Annotated in this window: 12 protein-coding genes; 10 read left to right on the plus strand and 2 right to left on the minus strand. The window is 53.1% G+C overall.

Going from position 1 to position 17,445, the window contains the following annotated elements; all coding sequences use genetic code 11:
- Nucleotides 1-5: 5 nt before the first annotated feature.
- From cheZ to HV350_RS10875, 9 genes are all read left to right on the plus strand, one after another.
- Nucleotides 6-650, plus strand: coding sequence for a protein phosphatase CheZ (gene cheZ, locus HV350_RS10835; RefSeq protein WP_029139578.1), 645 nt, complete (start codon nucleotides 6-8; stop codon nucleotides 648-650).
- A 487-nt stretch (nucleotides 651-1,137) separates the two neighbouring features.
- Nucleotides 1,138-1,989 carry a helix-turn-helix domain-containing protein gene (locus tag HV350_RS10840; RefSeq protein WP_181630468.1) on the plus strand — a complete coding sequence of 284 codons (852 nt, stop codon included), beginning with the start codon at nucleotides 1,138-1,140 and terminating at the stop codon, nucleotides 1,987-1,989.
- 106 nt (nucleotides 1,990-2,095) lie between these two features.
- Nucleotides 2,096-3,397 carry an MFS transporter gene (locus HV350_RS10845; RefSeq protein WP_094761091.1) on the plus strand — a complete coding sequence of 434 codons (1,302 nt, stop codon included), beginning with the start codon at nucleotides 2,096-2,098 and terminating at the stop codon, nucleotides 3,395-3,397.
- A gap of 24 nt (nucleotides 3,398-3,421) precedes the next feature.
- Complete coding sequence (locus HV350_RS10850) at nucleotides 3,422-6,088, plus strand: alpha-L-rhamnosidase (RefSeq protein ID WP_181630470.1); 2,667 nt, start codon at nucleotides 3,422-3,424, stop codon at nucleotides 6,086-6,088.
- 140 nt (nucleotides 6,089-6,228) lie between these two features.
- Nucleotides 6,229-7,380 carry a flagellar biosynthesis protein FlhB gene (gene flhB, locus HV350_RS10855; RefSeq protein ID WP_016153429.1) on the plus strand — a complete coding sequence of 384 codons (1,152 nt, stop codon included), beginning with the start codon at nucleotides 6,229-6,231 and terminating at the stop codon, nucleotides 7,378-7,380.
- Entirely contained in the window at nucleotides 7,373-9,451 is a 2,079-nt protein-coding gene (flhA, locus tag HV350_RS10860; RefSeq protein WP_016153428.1) for a flagellar biosynthesis protein FlhA, read from the plus strand. The genes flhB and flhA overlap by 8 nt, the downstream gene beginning before the upstream one ends.
- A complete protein-coding gene (gene flhe, locus HV350_RS10865) occupies nucleotides 9,451-9,843 on the plus strand; it encodes a flagellar protein FlhE (RefSeq protein WP_016153427.1) in 393 nt (130 codons plus the stop codon). Before flhA ends, flhe begins: the two co-directional genes overlap by 1 nt.
- 262 nt (nucleotides 9,844-10,105) lie before the next feature.
- Nucleotides 10,106-11,692 carry an MFS transporter gene (locus tag HV350_RS10870; RefSeq protein WP_016153426.1) on the plus strand — a complete coding sequence of 529 codons (1,587 nt, stop codon included), beginning with the start codon at nucleotides 10,106-10,108 and terminating at the stop codon, nucleotides 11,690-11,692.
- A complete protein-coding gene (locus tag HV350_RS10875) occupies nucleotides 11,693-12,832 on the plus strand; it encodes a glycoside hydrolase family 105 protein (RefSeq protein WP_016156806.1) in 1,140 nt (379 codons plus the stop codon).
- Here HV350_RS10875 and mrdA read toward each other — a convergent pair.
- Both mrdA and argS read right to left on the minus strand, forming a co-directional pair.
- Nucleotides 12,804-14,723, minus strand: a complete 1,920-nt coding sequence (gene mrdA / locus HV350_RS10880; protein ID WP_181630471.1) for a penicillin-binding protein 2 — start codon at nucleotides 14,721-14,723, stop codon at nucleotides 12,804-12,806. The genes HV350_RS10875 and mrdA overlap by 29 nt on opposite strands.
- A 183-nt stretch (nucleotides 14,724-14,906) precedes the next feature.
- Entirely contained in the window at nucleotides 14,907-16,640 is a 1,734-nt protein-coding gene (gene argS, locus HV350_RS10885) for an arginine--tRNA ligase (protein WP_016153423.1), read from the minus strand.
- A 238-nt stretch (nucleotides 16,641-16,878) separates the two neighbouring features.
- Between argS and HV350_RS10890 the strand changes: the two genes are divergently transcribed.
- Nucleotides 16,879-17,445 carry a VOC family protein gene (locus tag HV350_RS10890; protein ID WP_016153422.1) on the plus strand — a complete coding sequence of 189 codons (567 nt, stop codon included), beginning with the start codon at nucleotides 16,879-16,881 and terminating at the stop codon, nucleotides 17,443-17,445.

The following is a 17,445-nucleotide window of genomic DNA, read 5'->3' on the forward strand; positions in this document are numbered from 1 at the left end:
TAATGATGATGCAACCACAAATTAAACCTGCTGACGAACATTCAGCCGGGGACATCATCGCGCGCATCGGCAGTTTGACCCGAATGCTGCGCGACAGCCTGCGTGAACTGGGGCTGGATCAGGCCATTGCCGAAGCGGCAGAAGCGATTCCCGATGCCCGCGATCGTCTCGATTACGTTGTGCAGATGACCGCACAGGCGGCAGAGCGCGCGTTGAACAGTGTGGAAGCTTCGCAGCCGCACCAGGACGCGATGGAAAAAGGGGCCAAAGACCTGACCAAACGCTGGGATGAATGGTTCGAAAATCCGATCGAGCTGTCTGACGCCCGTGAACTGGTCACCGATACCCGCCAGTTCCTGGGTGATGTGCCAGGGCATACCAGCTTTACTAACGCTCAACTGCTGGACATCATGATGGCGCAGGATTTCCAGGACCTCACCGGTCAGGTCATCAAGCGCATGATGGATGTTATCCAGGAGATTGAACGTCAGCTGCTGATGGTTCTGCTGGAAAACATTCCAGAGCAGGGCGCTCGTCCGAAACGTGAAAACGAAAGCTTGCTTAACGGCCCGCAGGTTGACACCTCAAAAGCCGGCGTGGTGGCAAGTCAGGATCAGGTTGACGACCTGCTGGATAGCCTCGGGTTCTGATCCGTAGCGTTTTTATTTGCTGGCCCGGCAGGCGCTCGCCGCCGGGCATTCTAACCGATAACGGCTTGCGCGTTATCCGGCCTACAGATACCTATCGTTCTCTTTACTTACTATCCATTTTTACGGTGACGTTGCCAGAACGGGTTCGAACGCTGCATACCGAGCGCTGCGCTTTTGTGGATCCCGCAGGATTATTGGGCCGCCAGTCGGCACAATGTGCCCTGCACTATGATTCGTACCCGGTTGAATGCCTGGATGAAGTGGGTTCATCTGCACGGCGTATATCCTCTTTTTTATGCCATAACTTGGCGGTTATTTGCCGAAATGATGCTGAGGTCACAGCAGGTTACGCCTGAGTGACAGTGCGATATATAGACTTGTCATAATAATTGCAGTTAAATGGTTATCGGTGCAAGGCAATATATTATGTCAGTAGGTTATTTATCGATATCCCGAGTGTTTTTACTCGAATAGCGGCGGGGGAGATATGCGAATTTTACGTGAGAATGATTTTTTTCATTCAGAGCAACATGCGTTTTGTCTTTTTTCGATGAATAACCAATTAATGGAAGGTGTGCACGGGCATGATTTTGATGAACTGGTGATTGTCCGTAGCGGTAGCGGGTTTCATATTATTAATGACTTGGTTCGTTTTATCTGCCAGGGTGACTTTTTTTTAGTGACCGCTAACGATACCCATAGTTATGTTTCAACTAATAATCTGTCGGTTATTAATATATTGATTCGTCGCCCGCGCAGTTTTCATTTTTTACAGCACATTGATAATTTGCTCGATTGTATAAAAGAAAAACTTCTACAGCCTACCGCGCTGGCGTTAACTCAGGGAGCGCTGGCGCGTATTGAGGTATTGAGCCAGGAGATAATCTCACGTAACGAGAGTAACTATGACGTGCTCTATTTTTCATTGTGTGAAGTCGCTTTGCTGAACATCATCAACACACTTTGCCAGTGCGACCGCCAAACCGAGGCGCTTAGCCCTGATGAGCGAGGGCGAGCCAACCTGATCCGTATGCTCAAGACCAGTAGCTTGCGTCATTTAGACTGGAATGTGTTGAGTGATGATAACGGTGTCGCCAGGCGCACGATGTATCGCTTAATTAAGCGAGTGACTGGTTATACTCCGGTTAAATTCCAGATGTTGTATCGTGTATTAAAAGCTCAAGAATTACTGCGCACTACGGATAAAACCATCAGTGAAATTGCGACACGTTGTGGTTTTATGAATGCGATCAGGTTGACTGAATCGTATCGACGGTATTTCCATTATCCTCCAAGCCATGAACGTGAACTTCATTCACGAGTTTTAATAGCGATTTAATTGTTAGGTTAATAACAATAAAAAATTATTACTACCATCCATCGTGACGGGGGTAGGCCATACGCTTATTTCTCGCCATACTATCTGTAAATTTAAGGGAATCGTTATGTCAAAAAATAAAACACCTAACCCCTGGTATATTGGGGTGGTGTCTGGAATGGCATCATATATTGATTCGGCGGCTATTGTTTCCAGTGGTACAGCCTTAGTCATTTATCAAAAAACAATGGGTATTACTGCACTACAAATTGGCATTTTATCTGGATTATTAACGCTGAGTATTGCCGCTGGGGCTTTTGGTGGCGGTCGTCTTGGAGACCGTATTGGTCGTCGTAATGTTTTTATTATTACGATGGCGATGATTTTTATCGGCACGCTGGCGCTGGCCTTTGGTTTGAACTTCCCGTTCCTGGTGCTGGGCACACTCTTGGTGGGGCTGGCGACAGGGGCTGATTTACCTGTCTCTCTGGCGACTATCTCCGAAGCGGCGAACGATGAAAACCGCGGCAAGATTATCGGCTTGTCCAATTTACTCTGGCTGGTGGGAATTGGCGCCACGATGGGGATCTCCGCTATCGTCGGCGACTGGGGACTGATTGGCGCGCAAATCATGTATATGCACGTTGGGCTGGTGGCGGTTGTGCTGATGATCCTGCGTTGGTCTATCCCTGAGTCGCCGCTGTGGTTGGCGGCAAAGGATGAACTGCGTCGTGGCATCGCCACCGTGCGGGCGCAGAAAACCGGCTGGCGCGATCTGCTTGAAGGCAAATACCTGTGGCCGTTTATCTCGCTGTGTATCTTTTATACCTTCACCAATCTGGCGGCCAATACCGGCGGGCAGTTTGGGGCTTATGTAGCGGTAAATGTGGTGGGCATTTCGGTCAGCACGCACTCGCTGTGGGGGCTGTTGATTCTGCCAGTGAGCGTGGCGTCTGGGTTGATGTTTATGCGCGTCGTTGATACCTCAAAACGGGTTCCATTCTTTATTTTTGGCGCGGTGATGATGTCCGGTGGTTATTTCGTGCCGGTACTGTTTAATTTCTCGCCGCTCTCCTGGTTCTGCTGCCTGCTGTTTACCAATATCGGCACAGGATTTGCCTTCGAAGGCATCATGAAAGTGTGGGCGCAAGAGTCATTCCCCACCATGCTACGCGCCACCGCGCAAGGAGTGATTGTCGGTGTCGCCCGTCTGACCTGCGGCTTGTTGGCGTTCGTCACTCCTGTGCTGTTGAGCGCGGGGCCGGTGGTTCTTTATTGCCTGCTGACGGCGATTGTGGCGATAGGCATGGTTATCGGCTGGCTGTGCTTCCACGGCAAGCAACGTAATGAATTTAATGCAGAAACAGAAATGGTGGCGACGTCTGATAACGGACAGGCGTCGCACGATACTTTGCGGGCCAAAGCCTGAATATGAGCCACTGAGGGAAAAATTATGTTGGCAGTAGAAAAGATTACGCTCAACTATGAAACCACGCTGACGGGCTGCGAAACGTTGCCGGTTTTCGGCTGGATAATCACCAGCACCTTGCGCGATGTACAGCAGCGTAGCTGGCGTTTGCAGCTGTCGGCGCAAGAAGATTTTGCCCAATGCCTGTTTGACAGCGGCGAAATGCACGATGACCGCTCCAGTAATATCGAATTGCCCGACGTCGCCTGCCAGCACTCGACGCGCTATTTTGTGCGGGTGCATATTACCGATAACCACGGTGAAGAGAGCGGCTGGAGCCCGGCGGCAACGTTTATTACTGGCCTGCCAGCGCAAGCGTGGCAAGGGGTGTTTATCTCGGCTGAAACGCCGCAGGATAAAGACAACTCGAAAGGCACGTTGTTGCGCCATGCGTTCAGTTTGTCCGACGGTGATGACATTGTTTCGGCGGTGGTACATGCCAGCGCGCTGGGGTTGTACCAACTGTGGATCAACGGCGAAAAAGTCGGGCGTGATGAGTTATCGCCCGGCTGGACGAGCTACCACCACCATCTGTTGTATCAAACCTGGGATGTGACCGAGCACCTGCGAGAAGGCGAAAACGTGATTGGCGCGATGGTGGGAGCGGGTTGGTATAAAGGGGATATGAGCTTCAACCGCTATCGCAACTATTACGGCCAGCAGACGGGGTTTATTTGCCATATGGTGGTGACGCTCCACGATGGTAGCCAGCGGATAATCGCCACGGATGCACACTGGCAGAGCTGCGATGACGCGATTTTGTTTGCTGAAATTTATGATGGCGAAGTGTATGACGCACGTCGGGAGCAGCGCGGCTGGAGCGAGCCTGCGTTTAGCGCCGGGCATTGGCGTGCGGTGACGACGCTTGCGGCAGAGACGTCGGTGCTGCAACCGCAAACGGCCTGCCCGGTACAAGAAATAGAACGGCTTGCGCCGTGCTCAATCATCACGACGCCAAAAGGCGAGACGGTGCTTGATTTTGGCCAGAACCTCAGCGGCTGGGTGGAGTTTCTGGTGCGCGGTGCGGCAGGTGAGCGCGTGGTGCTGCGCCATTTTGAAGTGCTGGATGCCGAAGGCAATGTTTATCTGGCGAACCTGCGCACCGCCAAACAGTGCATTGATTACACCTTACGCGGCGAGGGTGAAGAATGTTATCACCCGCATTTTACCTTTCAGGGTTTCCGTTATGTGCTGATTGAACGTTGGCCTGGCACGCCGACGCGGGATGATTTTGTCGCGGTCGTGCTGCATTCCGCGATGACGCCGACGGGTCACATTGAAACCTCAAATGCGGATCTCAACCAACTACATCACAACATCATGTGGGGGCTTAAGGGCAATTTCGTCGATATCCCAACCGACTGCCCGCAGCGCGATGAACGTCTGGGATGGACGGGCGATGCGCAAATTTTTTGTCGCACTGCGAGTTATCTGATGCAGACGCGCACTTTTTTTGCCAAATGGCTGACTGATCTTCAGCATGACCAAACGCCGGAGGGCGGTGTGCCGCACGTCATTCCCGATATCCTCACCGGCAAATGCGACAACGACCGCTTTTTATCCCACGGGCGCACCCATTCCGCCGCAGCCTGGGCCGATGCGGCGGTGATTAACCCGTGGACGCTGTACCTGATGTACGGCGATAAACAGACGCTGGCCCGCCAGTACAAAAGCATGAAAGCCTGGGTGGAGTTTATGCATGACAACGCTGTTGAGAACCAGTGGTCGTGGAAACTGCAGTTTGGCGATTGGGTTGCGCTGGATGCCAAAGAGGGCAGCTATTTTGGCGCAACGCCGAATGAACTGACCTGCATGGCCTACTATGCGTTGTCCACGCTGCTGCTGGCGAAATCAGCCAAAGCACTGGGAAATGACGTTGACCACACTCATTATCAGGCGCTGCATACCGCGATTGTCGAAAGCTTCCGCAATGAGTTTTTTACCGCCACCGGGCGGCTGGCGGCGCGCACGCAAACGGCGCATATTCTGGCGCTTTACTTCCAGTTAGTGCCGGATGCGCACCGCGAGCGCACCGTGCAAACGCTGCTGGAACGGCTGGCGGAAAATGTCGGGCATCTGGTGACGGGGTTTGTCGGCACCCCCTATTTCTGTCACGCATTGAGCGAAAACGGGCAGGCCGACGCGGCGTGGCAATTACTGATGAAAGAGGACTTCCCAAGCTGGTTGTATCAGGTAAAGGCCGGGGCGACGACGATTTGGGAACACTGGGATGGCGTGAAACCGGATGGCACAATGTGGAGCCCGGACATGAACTCTTTCAACCATTATGCCTACGGGGCGATCGGTGAATGGCTGTATCGCGTGGCGGCGGGAATAAATACCGAAGAACATGCGCCGGGATTTAAATCTTCGGTACTACGGCCTATTCCGGGCGGTGGCCTGACATGGCTGAAAGCGCGATTCGGCTCGGTATATGGTGATATTACCGTCCACTGGACGCAGGAACCGGCGCGCGATGGCTTACAGTCCATCACCCTTGAGGTAGATATTCCGCCGAATACTCACTCAATGGTGATCCTTGATGGCGCACAAACGCTGCTCGATACCGATGGCCTCGACTTCGCGCCAGTAGACGGCGGCTATAGCGCGCAGGTGGGATCGGGCCATTATCGCGTTATCTGGCAGCGCTAACCGCGTGGTTGTCACGGCAGCGTTCGCGCTGTCGTGACAAACGAACGCTCGAATTCCTCTGTTTTCGTTTCGCTATTCGACGCATTGGCAATGGTTGCGGTCGCGATAATACTCGTGACCGTGACGACGAGAGTAATGCCGTGGCAGAAGAAAGCGACGACGACAAAACAGAAGCCCCCACACCCCACCGACTTGAAAAAGCACGGGAAGAAGGGCAGGTCCCCCGATCCAAAGAGCTGACCTCACTGCTTATTTTGCTGGTGGGCGTGTGCATTATCTGGATTGGCGGGGAGTCGCTTGCCCGCAGACTGGCCGGTATGCTGTCGGCCGGATTACGTTTTGACCACAGTATGGTCAATGACCCTAACCTGATCCTCAGCCAAATCATCCTGCTGATTAAAGACGCGATGATTGCGCTGTTACCGTTGATTACCGGCGTCGTTCTGGTGGCATTAATCTCCCCGGTGATGCTTGGCGGCTTGATTTTCAGCGGTAAATCTCTGCAGCCCAAGTTCTCTAAGCTGAATCCGTTGCCGGGCATTAAACGCATGTTTTCAGCGCAAACCGGGGCGGAACTGCTCAAAGCGATACTGAAATCCACGCTGGTGGGGAGCGTGGCCGGATTTTATCTCTGGCATAACTGGCCGGCGATGATGCGTCTGATGGCGGAATCGCCGATTACGGCGATGGGCAACGCACTGGATTTAGTTGGCATGTGCGCGCTGTTGGTGGTGCTTGGCGTTATTCCGATGGTGGGGTTCGACGTTTTTTTCCAGATTTACAGCCATCTGAAAAAGCTGCGCATGTCGCGTCAGGATATCCGTGACGAATTTAAGCAAAGCGAAGGCGACCCGCACGTTAAGGGCAAAATACGCCAAATGCAGCGCGCGGCCGCGCAGCGTCGCATGATGGCGGATGTGCCGAAAGCAGACGTGATTGTTACCAACCCCACGCACTATTCGGTGGCGTTGAAGTATGACGAGAACAAAATGAGCGCGCCGAAAGTTGTTGCCAAAGGCGCGGGGCTGGTGGCGCTGCGCATTCGTGAGATTGGCGCTGAACATCGAGTCCCTACGTTAGAAGCGCCGCCGCTGGCGCGTGCGCTATACCGTCATGCTGAGATTGGTCAACAAATACCGGGTCAATTATATGCCGCCGTTGCCGAAGTGCTGGCATGGGTATGGCAGCTAAAACGCTGGCGTCTCGCCGGCGGCAAGCGTCCACCACAACCTGAAAACCTTCCGGTGCCTGAAGCACTGGATTTCATGAACGAGAAGAATACTGATGGCTAATCTGGTCGCGATGTTGCGTTTGCCCAGCAACCTGAAATCCACGCAACTGCAAATCCTTGCCGGACCGATCCTTATCCTGCTGATCCTGTCGATGATGGTGTTGCCGTTGCCGGCTTTCGTCCTCGATTTGCTGTTCACGTTTAACATTGCGCTGTCGATCATGGTGCTGCTGGTGGCGATGTTCACCCAGCGTACGCTGGAGTTTGCCGCATTCCCGACGATTTTGCTGTTTACCACATTATTACGCCTCGCCCTGAACGTTGCGTCGACGCGTATCATTTTAATGGAAGGGCATACCGGCGCGGCGGCGGCGGGAAAGGTGGTTGAAGCTTTTGGTCACTTCCTGGTGGGCGGTAACTTTGCGATCGGTATCGTGGTCTTCGTTATTCTCGTCATTATCAACTTTATGGTTATCACCAAAGGTGCCGGACGTATCGCCGAGGTTGGCGCGCGCTTCGTGCTGGATGGTATGCCCGGCAAGCAGATGGCGATTGATGCGGATTTGAATGCGGGTCTGATTGGCGAAGATGAAGCCAAAAAACGGCGCTCGGAGGTGACGCAGGAAGCGGATTTCTACGGCTCTATGGACGGTGCGAGTAAATTCGTACGTGGAGATGCCATCGCCGGTATTTTGATCATGGTGATCAACGTGGTCGGCGGTCTGTTAGTCGGGGTGTTGCAGCATGGTATGAGCATGGGTAGCGCAGCGGAAAGTTATACCCTGCTGACCATCGGTGACGGGCTGGTGGCGCAAATTCCTGCGCTGGTAATCTCCACCGCGGCGGGGGTTATCGTGACCCGCGTGAGTACCGACCAGGATGTAGGCGAACAGATGGTGACCCAACTGTTCAGTAATCCTAGTGTCATGCTGCTTAGTGCAGCGGTGCTTGGTCTTTTGGGTCTGGTTCCGGGCATGCCGAACCTGGTGTTTTTGATGTTTACCGCCGCGTTACTGGGTCTGGCCTGGTGGATGCGTGGTCGTGAGCAAAAAGCTCCCGATGAGCCGCAGCCGGTGAAAATGCCGGAAAACAACTCCGTGGTGGAAGCAACATGGAATGACGTACAGCTGGAGGATTCCCTGGGGATGGAGGTAGGCTACCGCCTGATCCCAATGGTGGACTTTCAGCAAGATGGCGAGTTGCTGGGGCGAATTCGCAGTATTCGTAAGAAATTTGCCCAGGATATGGGTTTTCTGCCGCCGGTGGTACATATCCGCGACAATATGGATCTGCAGCCAGCCCGCTATCGTATTTTGATGAAAGGGGTGGAAATTGGCAGCGGTGACGCCTATCCGGGACGCTGGCTGGCCATTAACCCTGGTACTGCCGCCGGGTCACTGCCGGGCGAGAAAACGGTCGATCCGGCTTTCGGTCTGGACGCTATCTGGATTGAAAGCGCATTGAAGGAACAGGCGCAGATTCAGGGCTTTACGGTTGTTGAAGCCAGTACCGTTGTCGCCACGCACCTTAATCACCTGATTGGGCAGTTTGCTGCGGAGCTGTTTGGCCGTCAGGAGGCGCAACAGCTACTGGACCGCGTTTCGCAGGAGATGCCAAAACTGACAGAAGACCTGGTTCCGGGCGTCGTGACGCTCACTACGCTGCATAAAGTGCTGCAGAACTTACTGGATGAGAAAGTACCGATTCGCGATATGCGCACCATTCTCGAAACGCTGGCTGAACATGCACCGCTGCAAAACGATCCGCATGAGCTTACCGCGGTGGTACGTGTTGCGTTGGGACGCGCCATCACTCAGCAGTGGTTCCCGGGTAATGAAGAGGTTCAGGTTATCGGCCTTGATACTCCGCTCGAACGTTTGCTTCTGCAGGCGCTGCAGGGCGGCGGCGGTCTGGAGCCGGGTCTTGCAGACCGACTGCTGGCCCAGACTCAGGAAGCGCTGTCTCGTCAGGAAATGTTGGGTGCGCCGCCGGTCTTGCTGGTCAACCACGCGTTGCGTCCGTTACTGGCACGCTTTTTACGTCGCAGCATTCCGCAACTGGTGGTGTTATCGAACATGGAGCTGTCTGACAACCGCCATATCCGTATGACGGCGACTATTGGAGGTAAGTAATGCGTAAATTACTGTGGTTGTTGTTTTTTCCTCTGGTAGCGCAGGCTGCCGGAGAAGGCGCCTGGCAGGCCAGCGGTATGGGGATTACTTTAAATCACCGCGGCCAGTCAGCCTCGTCTTCACCTCTGACGCCCAGCCAGCCGGTCTCGGGGTTGATGACGCTGGTGGCCTGGCGCTATGAGCTCAATGGCCCAACGCCCGCGGGTTTACGGGTGCGTTTATGTTCTCAGTCCCGCTGTGTTGAGCTGGACGGGCAAAGCGGGACCACCAACGGATTCAATAATGTTCCCGCCATCGAACCGATGCATTTTGTCTGGGAAGTACCCGGTGGCGGTCGCCTGATCCCCGCCTTACAGGTTCAGAGCAATCAGGTGATTGTGAACTATCGTTAACGCCTCCCATCATTCCGGCCAGCAGCAGAAACTGCTGGCTGCTTCGCAATTCTAGTCCGCCTCTTTGATTAAATAGAAACGCTGTTTTATAAAATGGGTGACATACGTTGCCGGACTCTTTGTGCTGTTGCCATTTCACGAATACCCCTGGCAAAAATAGAAAGGTTTCACTTGCTGTTAGCTTTTACTGTGGCCCTGTAAGGAGGCCCAATGTCAAAGCGAGGATTGCGGGGCCTCCCAATAATGTGCAGGGGTAACGGCAATGAATACACGTAAAATTGGGTTGGTTAACTATTTTGCCTACGGTTCGGGGGATTTTTTAGGCGCAGGCACCACGGCGTTAACCGCGGCCTGGCTACTCTATTTTTACACGACGTTCTGTGGCCTGACGCCAATCGAAGCAACCTTTATCTTCGCTACCGCCAGGGTGTTGGATGCCGTTGTTAGCCCATTAATGGGTTTTTTAACCGATAACTTTGGCTCCACCTGGCTCGGCAAACGCTTTGGGCGACGCAAGTTTTTTATTCTGTTGGGGATACCCTGTGTCTTTAGCTACTCACTAATGTGGGTGGGTGATATGGGGTTCTGGTACTACCTGCTCACCTATCTGATTTTTGACGTGGTCTACACCATGATTCTGGTGCCTTACGAAACGCTGGTACCCGAAATGACCGATGACTTTAAACAGAAAACCAAATTCTCCGGCGCGCGCATTTCGATGGCGCAAATGTCTGCCATTCTGGCCTCATTCTTACCTGGCGTTCTGCTGACGCTGTTTGGCAAGGACAACCCCGTCTCTTTTTTCTACGCCAGCCTGGTGTTTTCCGTGCTGTGTGCACTGATGCTGACCTTCGTCTGGTTCTTTACCTGGGAACGCCCACGGGAAGAGTGGACTGAGGCGGCGCTGCGAGCCGAAGAAGAGAAGAAAAGCCTGACCTTGAGTCAGAGTATGAACCGTTTATTTGTGGAACTGAGTTCAACACTGCGCATCCGTATCTTTCGCCAGCATTTAGGAATGTATCTTGGCGGCTATATTGCCCAGGACGTCTTTAACGCCGTCTTTACTTACTATGTGGTGTTTGTGCTGATGCAGGAAGCATCAATGGCGTCAAACCTGCTGGGTACGATGGCTATCTTCCAGTTTATTGCCGTTATCGCCATGATCCCATTGTGCATCCGTTTCGGACCTGCGCCGTCTTATCGCATGGTGGTCGTCCTGTTTGGCCTCAGTTCACTCTCCTATGCGGGGCTGTATTACGCCGGATTAAGCGATGTTTATTCTCTGTTGCTATTGGTTTCCGCCGTTGCGGGTTTGGGACGCGGTGGTATCAACTACGTTCCCTGGAATATCTACACCTATATTGCCGACGTTGACGAAGTGATTACCGGTCAGCGTCGGGAAGGGATCTTCGCCGGCATTATGACGTTAACGCGTAAAGCGTCGCAGGCGGGAGCGGTGATGCTGGTGGGGATTGTGATGCAGTTGTCTGGTTTTGTCTCCGGTCAGAGCGCACAGCCCGCGGCGGTCAGCCATACCATCCTGTTAATTCTGAGCTGCGGAACGCTGATTGTTCTGGCGCTGGGTTTCCTGGTTTCCTTGCGCTTCAAACTGAACCTGCAAACGCACAGCACCCTGCGCGAAGAGACAGCAAAAATGCGAGAGTCCGGGCAACCCGTGTTGGAAGGACTTTCCGCTAAAGGACGCGCGACCGTAGAGATGCTATCGGGCATGCCTTATGAATCACTTTGGGGTAACAACAATATTGGTTACCTGAATCGTAATAAACCAGCGGCACCGAAACTGGAAAAGGGTGCTGTATTGAATTCGACATTGACAGAGGTTAAGTAAATGATTGTTTATCCGGTTAAACACAGTCCATTGTTGCGCCAGCCAGAACATTTTATTGCCAGGGATGAATTAAAAGCGTTGATCAAAAAGGTGACGCATAACCTGGTCAATATTCATGATGAGACCGGCGAGTTCTTGCTACGTCTGGATGACGGACGCGTTATTGATACCAAAGGCTGGGCGGGATGGGAGTGGACGCACGGCATCGGCTTGTACGGGATGTATCAGTATTATCAGCAAACCGGCGATGCCGCGATGCGCGATATTATCGACAGCTGGTTTGCCGATCGCTTTGCGGAAGGTGCAACGACCAAAAACGTCAACACCATGGCGCCGTTTTTAACGCTGGCATATCGCTATGAAGAGACGCGTAATCCCGCGTATCTGCCGTGGCTCGACAGCTGGGCTGAGTGGGCAATGCATGATATGCCGCGTACCCAATTCGGCGGTATGCAGCACATTACGCTGGCGGAAGAAAATCACCAGCAGATGTGGGATGACACGTTGATGATGACGGTCTTACCGCTGGCGAAGATTGGCAAGTTGCTCAACCGTCCCGAGTATATTGAAGAGGCAACCTATCAGTTCCTGCTGCACGTGCAAAACCTGATGGATAAAGAAACGGGGCTGTGGTTCCACGGCTGGAGCTATGAAGGACAGCATAACTTCGCCAACGCTCGCTGGGCGCGTGGCAACAGCTGGTTAACTATAGTCATCCCGGATTTCCTCGAATTACTTGATTTGCCGGAAAACAATGCAGTGCACCGCTATCTGGTGCAGGTTTTGAACGCGCAAATCGCGGCGTTGGCGAAGTGCCAGGATGAAAGCGGACTGTGGCACACCTTGCTGGACGACCCGCAGTCGTATCTGGAAGCCTCGGCAACCGCCGGATTTGCCTATGGGATCCTCAAAGCGGTACGTAAACGCTATGTCGGACAAGACTATGCGGCTGTAGCCGAAAAAGCCATCAGAGGCATTGTGCAACATATTTCGCCGGAAGGTGAATTGCTGCATACCTCGTTTGGTACCGGGATGGGCCACAATCTCGATTTCTACCGCAACATCCCCCGGACCTCCATGCCTTACGGTCAGGCGATGGCGATGCTGTGCCTTACCGAATACTTGCGTAAGTATTTTTGATATCGGTGTCCGGTGGCGTTGCGGCTATCGGACCCGCTTGTGCATCGTTGCCCTGCGCAGCAAACAGATGATCCATGATTTGACGCATGACTGGTGCGGCGGTGACGCCATCGCTGCCGCCGTTTTCCAGAATTAACGCTATGGCGACTTTTGGGTTCTTATATGGCGCAAATGCGGTATAGAACACGTGGTCGCGCAGACGTACGGGGATCATTTTCGCATCGTAGGTCTGATTTTCTTTCAGGCTAAAGACCTGTGATGTGCCACTTTTCGCTGCAATGCCGTAAGGCGCGGTGTGAAAGAACTTATAACCGGTACCGTTTGGCTCATTCGCCATGCCGAACATCGCTTGACGTACCAGCCCCCAGTAGGGGGACGAAGCAGAGGCAATTTGTGACGGTGCTTCGGGAGCCTGATACGGCGTGATGACTTTTCCGCTCTCTTCATCACGTAGCAGGTGAGGGGCGATAACCTTGCCGTTGTTAATCTGCGCGACCATGGCTTTAACCATCTGGATTGGCGTGGCAATCCAGTAGCCCTGGCCGATGCCAACCGAAATGGTATCTCCCTGATACCAGGCTTTTTTATGTACTTTCTGCTTCCATTCGCGGCTCGGGAGCAGGCCGTTATACTCCTCACCAAGATCGATGCCGGTCGGTTTGCCATAGCCAAACTGGCTGAGCATGCTGTTAATACGGTCAATCCCCATCATATACGCCACCTGATAAAAGAATGTGTCGGCAGATTCTTCAATTGCTTTGGTGACATCCAGCATACCGTGGCCCGTTTTTTTCCAGTCACGGTAATGTCGCTCCGTGCCGGGGAGCGTCCAGGTGGGGGCGCCGAAGAAACGGGTCTGCGGCGTGATCACGCCGTCCAGTAACGCTGACATCGCCATATACGGTTTGACCGTGGAGGCGGGAGGATATAACCCTTGCGTGACGCGGTTGATTAACGGCAGGTCCTTATCCTGAAGCAGCTTGTTATAGTCCTGATAGCTGATACCTTTGACAAACGGGTTGGGGTCATAGCTGGGGTTCGAAACCATTGCCAGCACGGAACCGTCATGCGGATCCTCAACCAAAACGGCGGCCCGCTGGCCCACCAACAGACTCTCAATATATTGCTGTAAATGGAGGTCCAGCGTCAGGTGGATATCTTTTCCGGCAACGGGCGGCACATCTTTGATCAGGCGAACGATGCGTCCGTGGTTATCAACTTCGACCTCCTGATAACCGGTTTTCCCATGCAGTTCATTTTCATAGTAGTGCTCAATACCCTGCTTACCGATGTTGTGATCGGCGGCGTAGTTCTCTGTCAGGCCTTTTTGATCCAGCGCTTTCAGGTCGTTGTCATTGATTTTTGACACATAGCCAAGGACATGCGCCAGCGCTGCGCCATAAGGGTACTGGCGGTCTTCATAGCTATTGATATTGACGCCGCTGAAATGAAACTGGTTAACCGAGAAGCGGGCGATTTCCACATCAGTCAGCGCATTTTTTAGCACGACCGGGCGATAGCGGCTGCTGGCTTTCAGCGCATGGCGAAACTGGTCAATGTCATCAGGAGTGAGGTCAATGATAGGCGTGAGCTGCCTGATCAGGGCATTCATATCACTGATTTTATAAGGCGTAACGGAAATGTCGTACCAGGTTACGTTGCGCACCAGCGGGATGCCGTTGCGATCGTAAATCATGCCACGCGTCGGGGCCACGGGAAGCATTTTGATGTCGTTTGCATTCGAGCGGGTGGTGTAATACTGGTGCTGACAGATTTGTAAGTTGTAGAGATTGTAAATCAGGATGCCAAAGCAGATGACCACCAGGCCAAAGGCCACCAATACACGCCGCTGGAAGAGTTTTTCCTCCGCCTCAAAATCTCTGAATGTCATTGACCCGTACCCGATTAATTCGCCGCCTCATGATACGGAGGCTTAAACGGGATGACAGGCAAAAAATGTTCCATATCTCTACGGAAATGTGTCATTCCTTGTGAGTTGTTACAGATGGCCTGTTACAGAAATAAAAAAGGCCTGAGTCCGAATTTCGGAGTCAGGCCTGATAGGTGAGCTGATTTACATACGTTCTACGGTTTCGATACCCAGCGTATCCAGACCCAGCTTCAGGGTTTTCGCCGTCAACTGTGCCAGTTTCAGGCGGCTGTTACGAATCTCTTCGTTTTCAGCGCTAAGGATAGGGCAGTGCTCGTAGAAGCCGGAGAACAGACCGGCAACGTCGTACAGGTACGCACACATCACGTGCGGCGTACCTTCACGTGCAACAACAGTCAGCGTTTCTTCAAACTGCAGCAGACGCGCTGCCAGCTGAGCCTCGCGATCTTCACTGATAATCACCTGCGCATTTGCCAGCGCGCTTTCGTCGATATCCGCTTTACGGAACACGGACAGTACGCGGGTGTAAGCGTACTGCATATACGGCGCAGTATTCCCTTCGAACGCCAGCATATTGTCCCAGTCGAAGATGTAGTCGGTGGTACGGTTTTTGGACAGATCGGCATATTTCACCGCGCCGATACCGACCGCATTCGCCAGTTTTTCCAGCTCGTCGGCAGGCATGTCCGGGTTCTTCTCCGCTACCAGACGGCGTGCGCGTTCCAGCGCTTCATCCAGCAGATCGGCCAGTTTAACCGTGCCGCCCGCGCGGGTTTTGAACGGCTTGCCGTCTTTACCCAGCATCATACCGAACATGTGGTGTTCCAGCGGCACAGAGTCCGGCACATAACCGGCTTTACGCACGATGGTCCAGGCCTGCATTAAGTGCTGATGCTGACGGGAGTCGATGTAATAAAGTACGCGGTCGGCATGCAGCGTTTCATAACGGTACTTGGCGCAGGCGATGTCGGTCGTGGTGTAGAGATAGCCGCCATCTTTCTTCTGAATGATTACGCCCATCGGTTCACCTTCCTTGTTCTTATACTCATCAAGGAATACGACGGTAGCGCCTTCGCTTTCAACAGCCAGGCCTTTAGCTTTGAGATCGGCCACGATGCCAGGCAGCATCGGGTTGTACAGGCTTTCACCCATGACGTCGTCACGGGTCAGGGTGACGTTCAGGCGATCGTAGGTTAACTGGTTTTGCGACATGGTGATGTCGACCAGTTTGCGCCACATCTCACGGAAGTACTCGTCGCCGCCTTGCAGCTTCACGACATAACTCCGGGCACGTTCCGCGAAGGCTTCATCTTCGTCGTAATGTTTTTTCGCATCACGGTAGAAACCTTCAAGGTCAGCCAGCGCCATCTCGCCAGCATTTTCCTGCTGCTGTTTTTCCAGCCATGCGATGAGCATACCGAACTGAGTACCCCAGTCGCCGACGTGGTTGGCGCGGATAACATTGTGACCGAGGAACTCCAGCGTACGCACCGCAGCGTCACCGATGATGGTGGAACGCAGGTGACCAACGTGCATCTCTTTCGCTACGTTAGGTGCGGAGTAATCAACCACAACGGTTTGTTTAGCCGGTTGGGTGACGCCCAGACGATCGGAAGCCAGCGCCTGCTGAACGTGCTGCGCCAGAAATGCCGGATCGAGAAAAATATTGATAAAGCCCGGGCCTGCAATTTCAACTTTGCTGGCGATCCCGTTGAGATCCAAATGAGTCAGCACCTGCTCAGCCAGTTGTCGCGGCGCCATACCCAGTTTTTTAGCGACAGCCATCATGCCGTTAGCCTGATAGTCGCCGAACTGTACTTTTGCTGACTGACGAACCTGCGGTTCGCAATCTGCAGGCGCGCCTGCAGCAATCATGGCCTGACTGACTTTTTCTGAGAGAAGAGCCTGAATATTCACCGGAATACCTTACATTTATGAAGCGGCTTAAAATGCACCGCACCAGTTTAAGAATTAAGGGCGGGAGTATACTGCAAATGCCCGTTGCCGTCAGCATTGCGAGTATCGCCAGCAGCCTGAAATATAAACATTGTCATTACGTATAATTATTCATATTGCGCTTAAGAAAATCAGCAGTTGGTTGGGGCTGCGCAACAGGGTAAATTAGCGGCTTTGAATATGGATATGAGCTTTCATTATGGCGAACTGGCAGACAGTTGCAGAATTGCATGATATTTCCGCAGATTTACCGCATTTCATTCAGGCGTTAACGGATCTTTCCACTCGCCTTGGGCTGGATATCTCATCGCTTGAAGCCGATCACATTTCTCTGCGTTGTCATCAAAATACCACCGCAGAGCGCTGGCGTCGTGGGTTTGAACAGTGTGGCGAATTGTTGTCAGAAAATATCATCAATGGCCGACCGATTTGCTTGTTCAAACTCGATGAGCCAGTTTGTGTGCAACACTGGCAATTTACTATCGTAGAACTGCCGTGGCCGGGCGAAAAGCGTTATCCGCATGAAGGCTGGGAGCATGTTGAAATTGTTCTGCCGGGTGAGGTGGAGACGCTGAATGCACGAGCGCTGGCGCTGCTTTCAGATCACGGGCTGAGCCAGCCGGGTATATTTGTAAAAACCAGTTCGCCAAAAGGCGAGCGCGAACGTTTACCGAATCCAACGCTGGCGGTCAGCGATGGCAGCGTGACGATAAAATTCCATCCGTGGTCGATTGAAGCCATTGTGGCAAGCGAACGTCAGGAGTGA

Source organism: Citrobacter sp. RHBSTW-01013 (assembly GCF_013781985.1).
Classification (GTDB): domain Bacteria; phylum Pseudomonadota; class Gammaproteobacteria; order Enterobacterales; family Enterobacteriaceae; genus Citrobacter; species Citrobacter braakii.

What these genes read in the sequence shown, in the direction of transcription:
- HV350_RS10870 (WP_016153426.1), top strand. Translation starts at nt 10,106, where the DNA reads ATGAATACACGTAAAATTGGGTTGGTTAACTATTTTGCCTACGGTTCG.
- HV350_RS10890 (WP_016153422.1), top strand. Translation starts at nt 16,879, where the DNA reads ATGGCGAACTGGCAGACAGTTGCAGAATTGCATGATATTTCCGCAGAT.
- mrdA (WP_181630471.1), bottom strand. Translation starts at nt 14,723, where the DNA reads ATGACATTCAGAGATTTTGAGGCGGAGGAAAAACTCTTCCAGCGGCGT.
- flhe (WP_016153427.1), top strand. Translation starts at nt 9,451, where the DNA reads ATGCGTAAATTACTGTGGTTGTTGTTTTTTCCTCTGGTAGCGCAGGCT.
- HV350_RS10850 (WP_181630470.1), top strand. Translation starts at nt 3,422, where the DNA reads ATGTTGGCAGTAGAAAAGATTACGCTCAACTATGAAACCACGCTGACG.
- flhA (WP_016153428.1), top strand. Translation starts at nt 7,373, where the DNA reads ATGGCTAATCTGGTCGCGATGTTGCGTTTGCCCAGCAACCTGAAATCC.
- cheZ (WP_029139578.1), top strand. Translation starts at nt 6, where the DNA reads ATGATGCAACCACAAATTAAACCTGCTGACGAACATTCAGCCGGGGAC.
- HV350_RS10840 (WP_181630468.1), top strand. Translation starts at nt 1,138, where the DNA reads ATGCGAATTTTACGTGAGAATGATTTTTTTCATTCAGAGCAACATGCG.
- HV350_RS10845 (WP_094761091.1), top strand. Translation starts at nt 2,096, where the DNA reads ATGTCAAAAAATAAAACACCTAACCCCTGGTATATTGGGGTGGTGTCT.
- HV350_RS10875 (WP_016156806.1), top strand. Translation starts at nt 11,693, where the DNA reads ATGATTGTTTATCCGGTTAAACACAGTCCATTGTTGCGCCAGCCAGAA.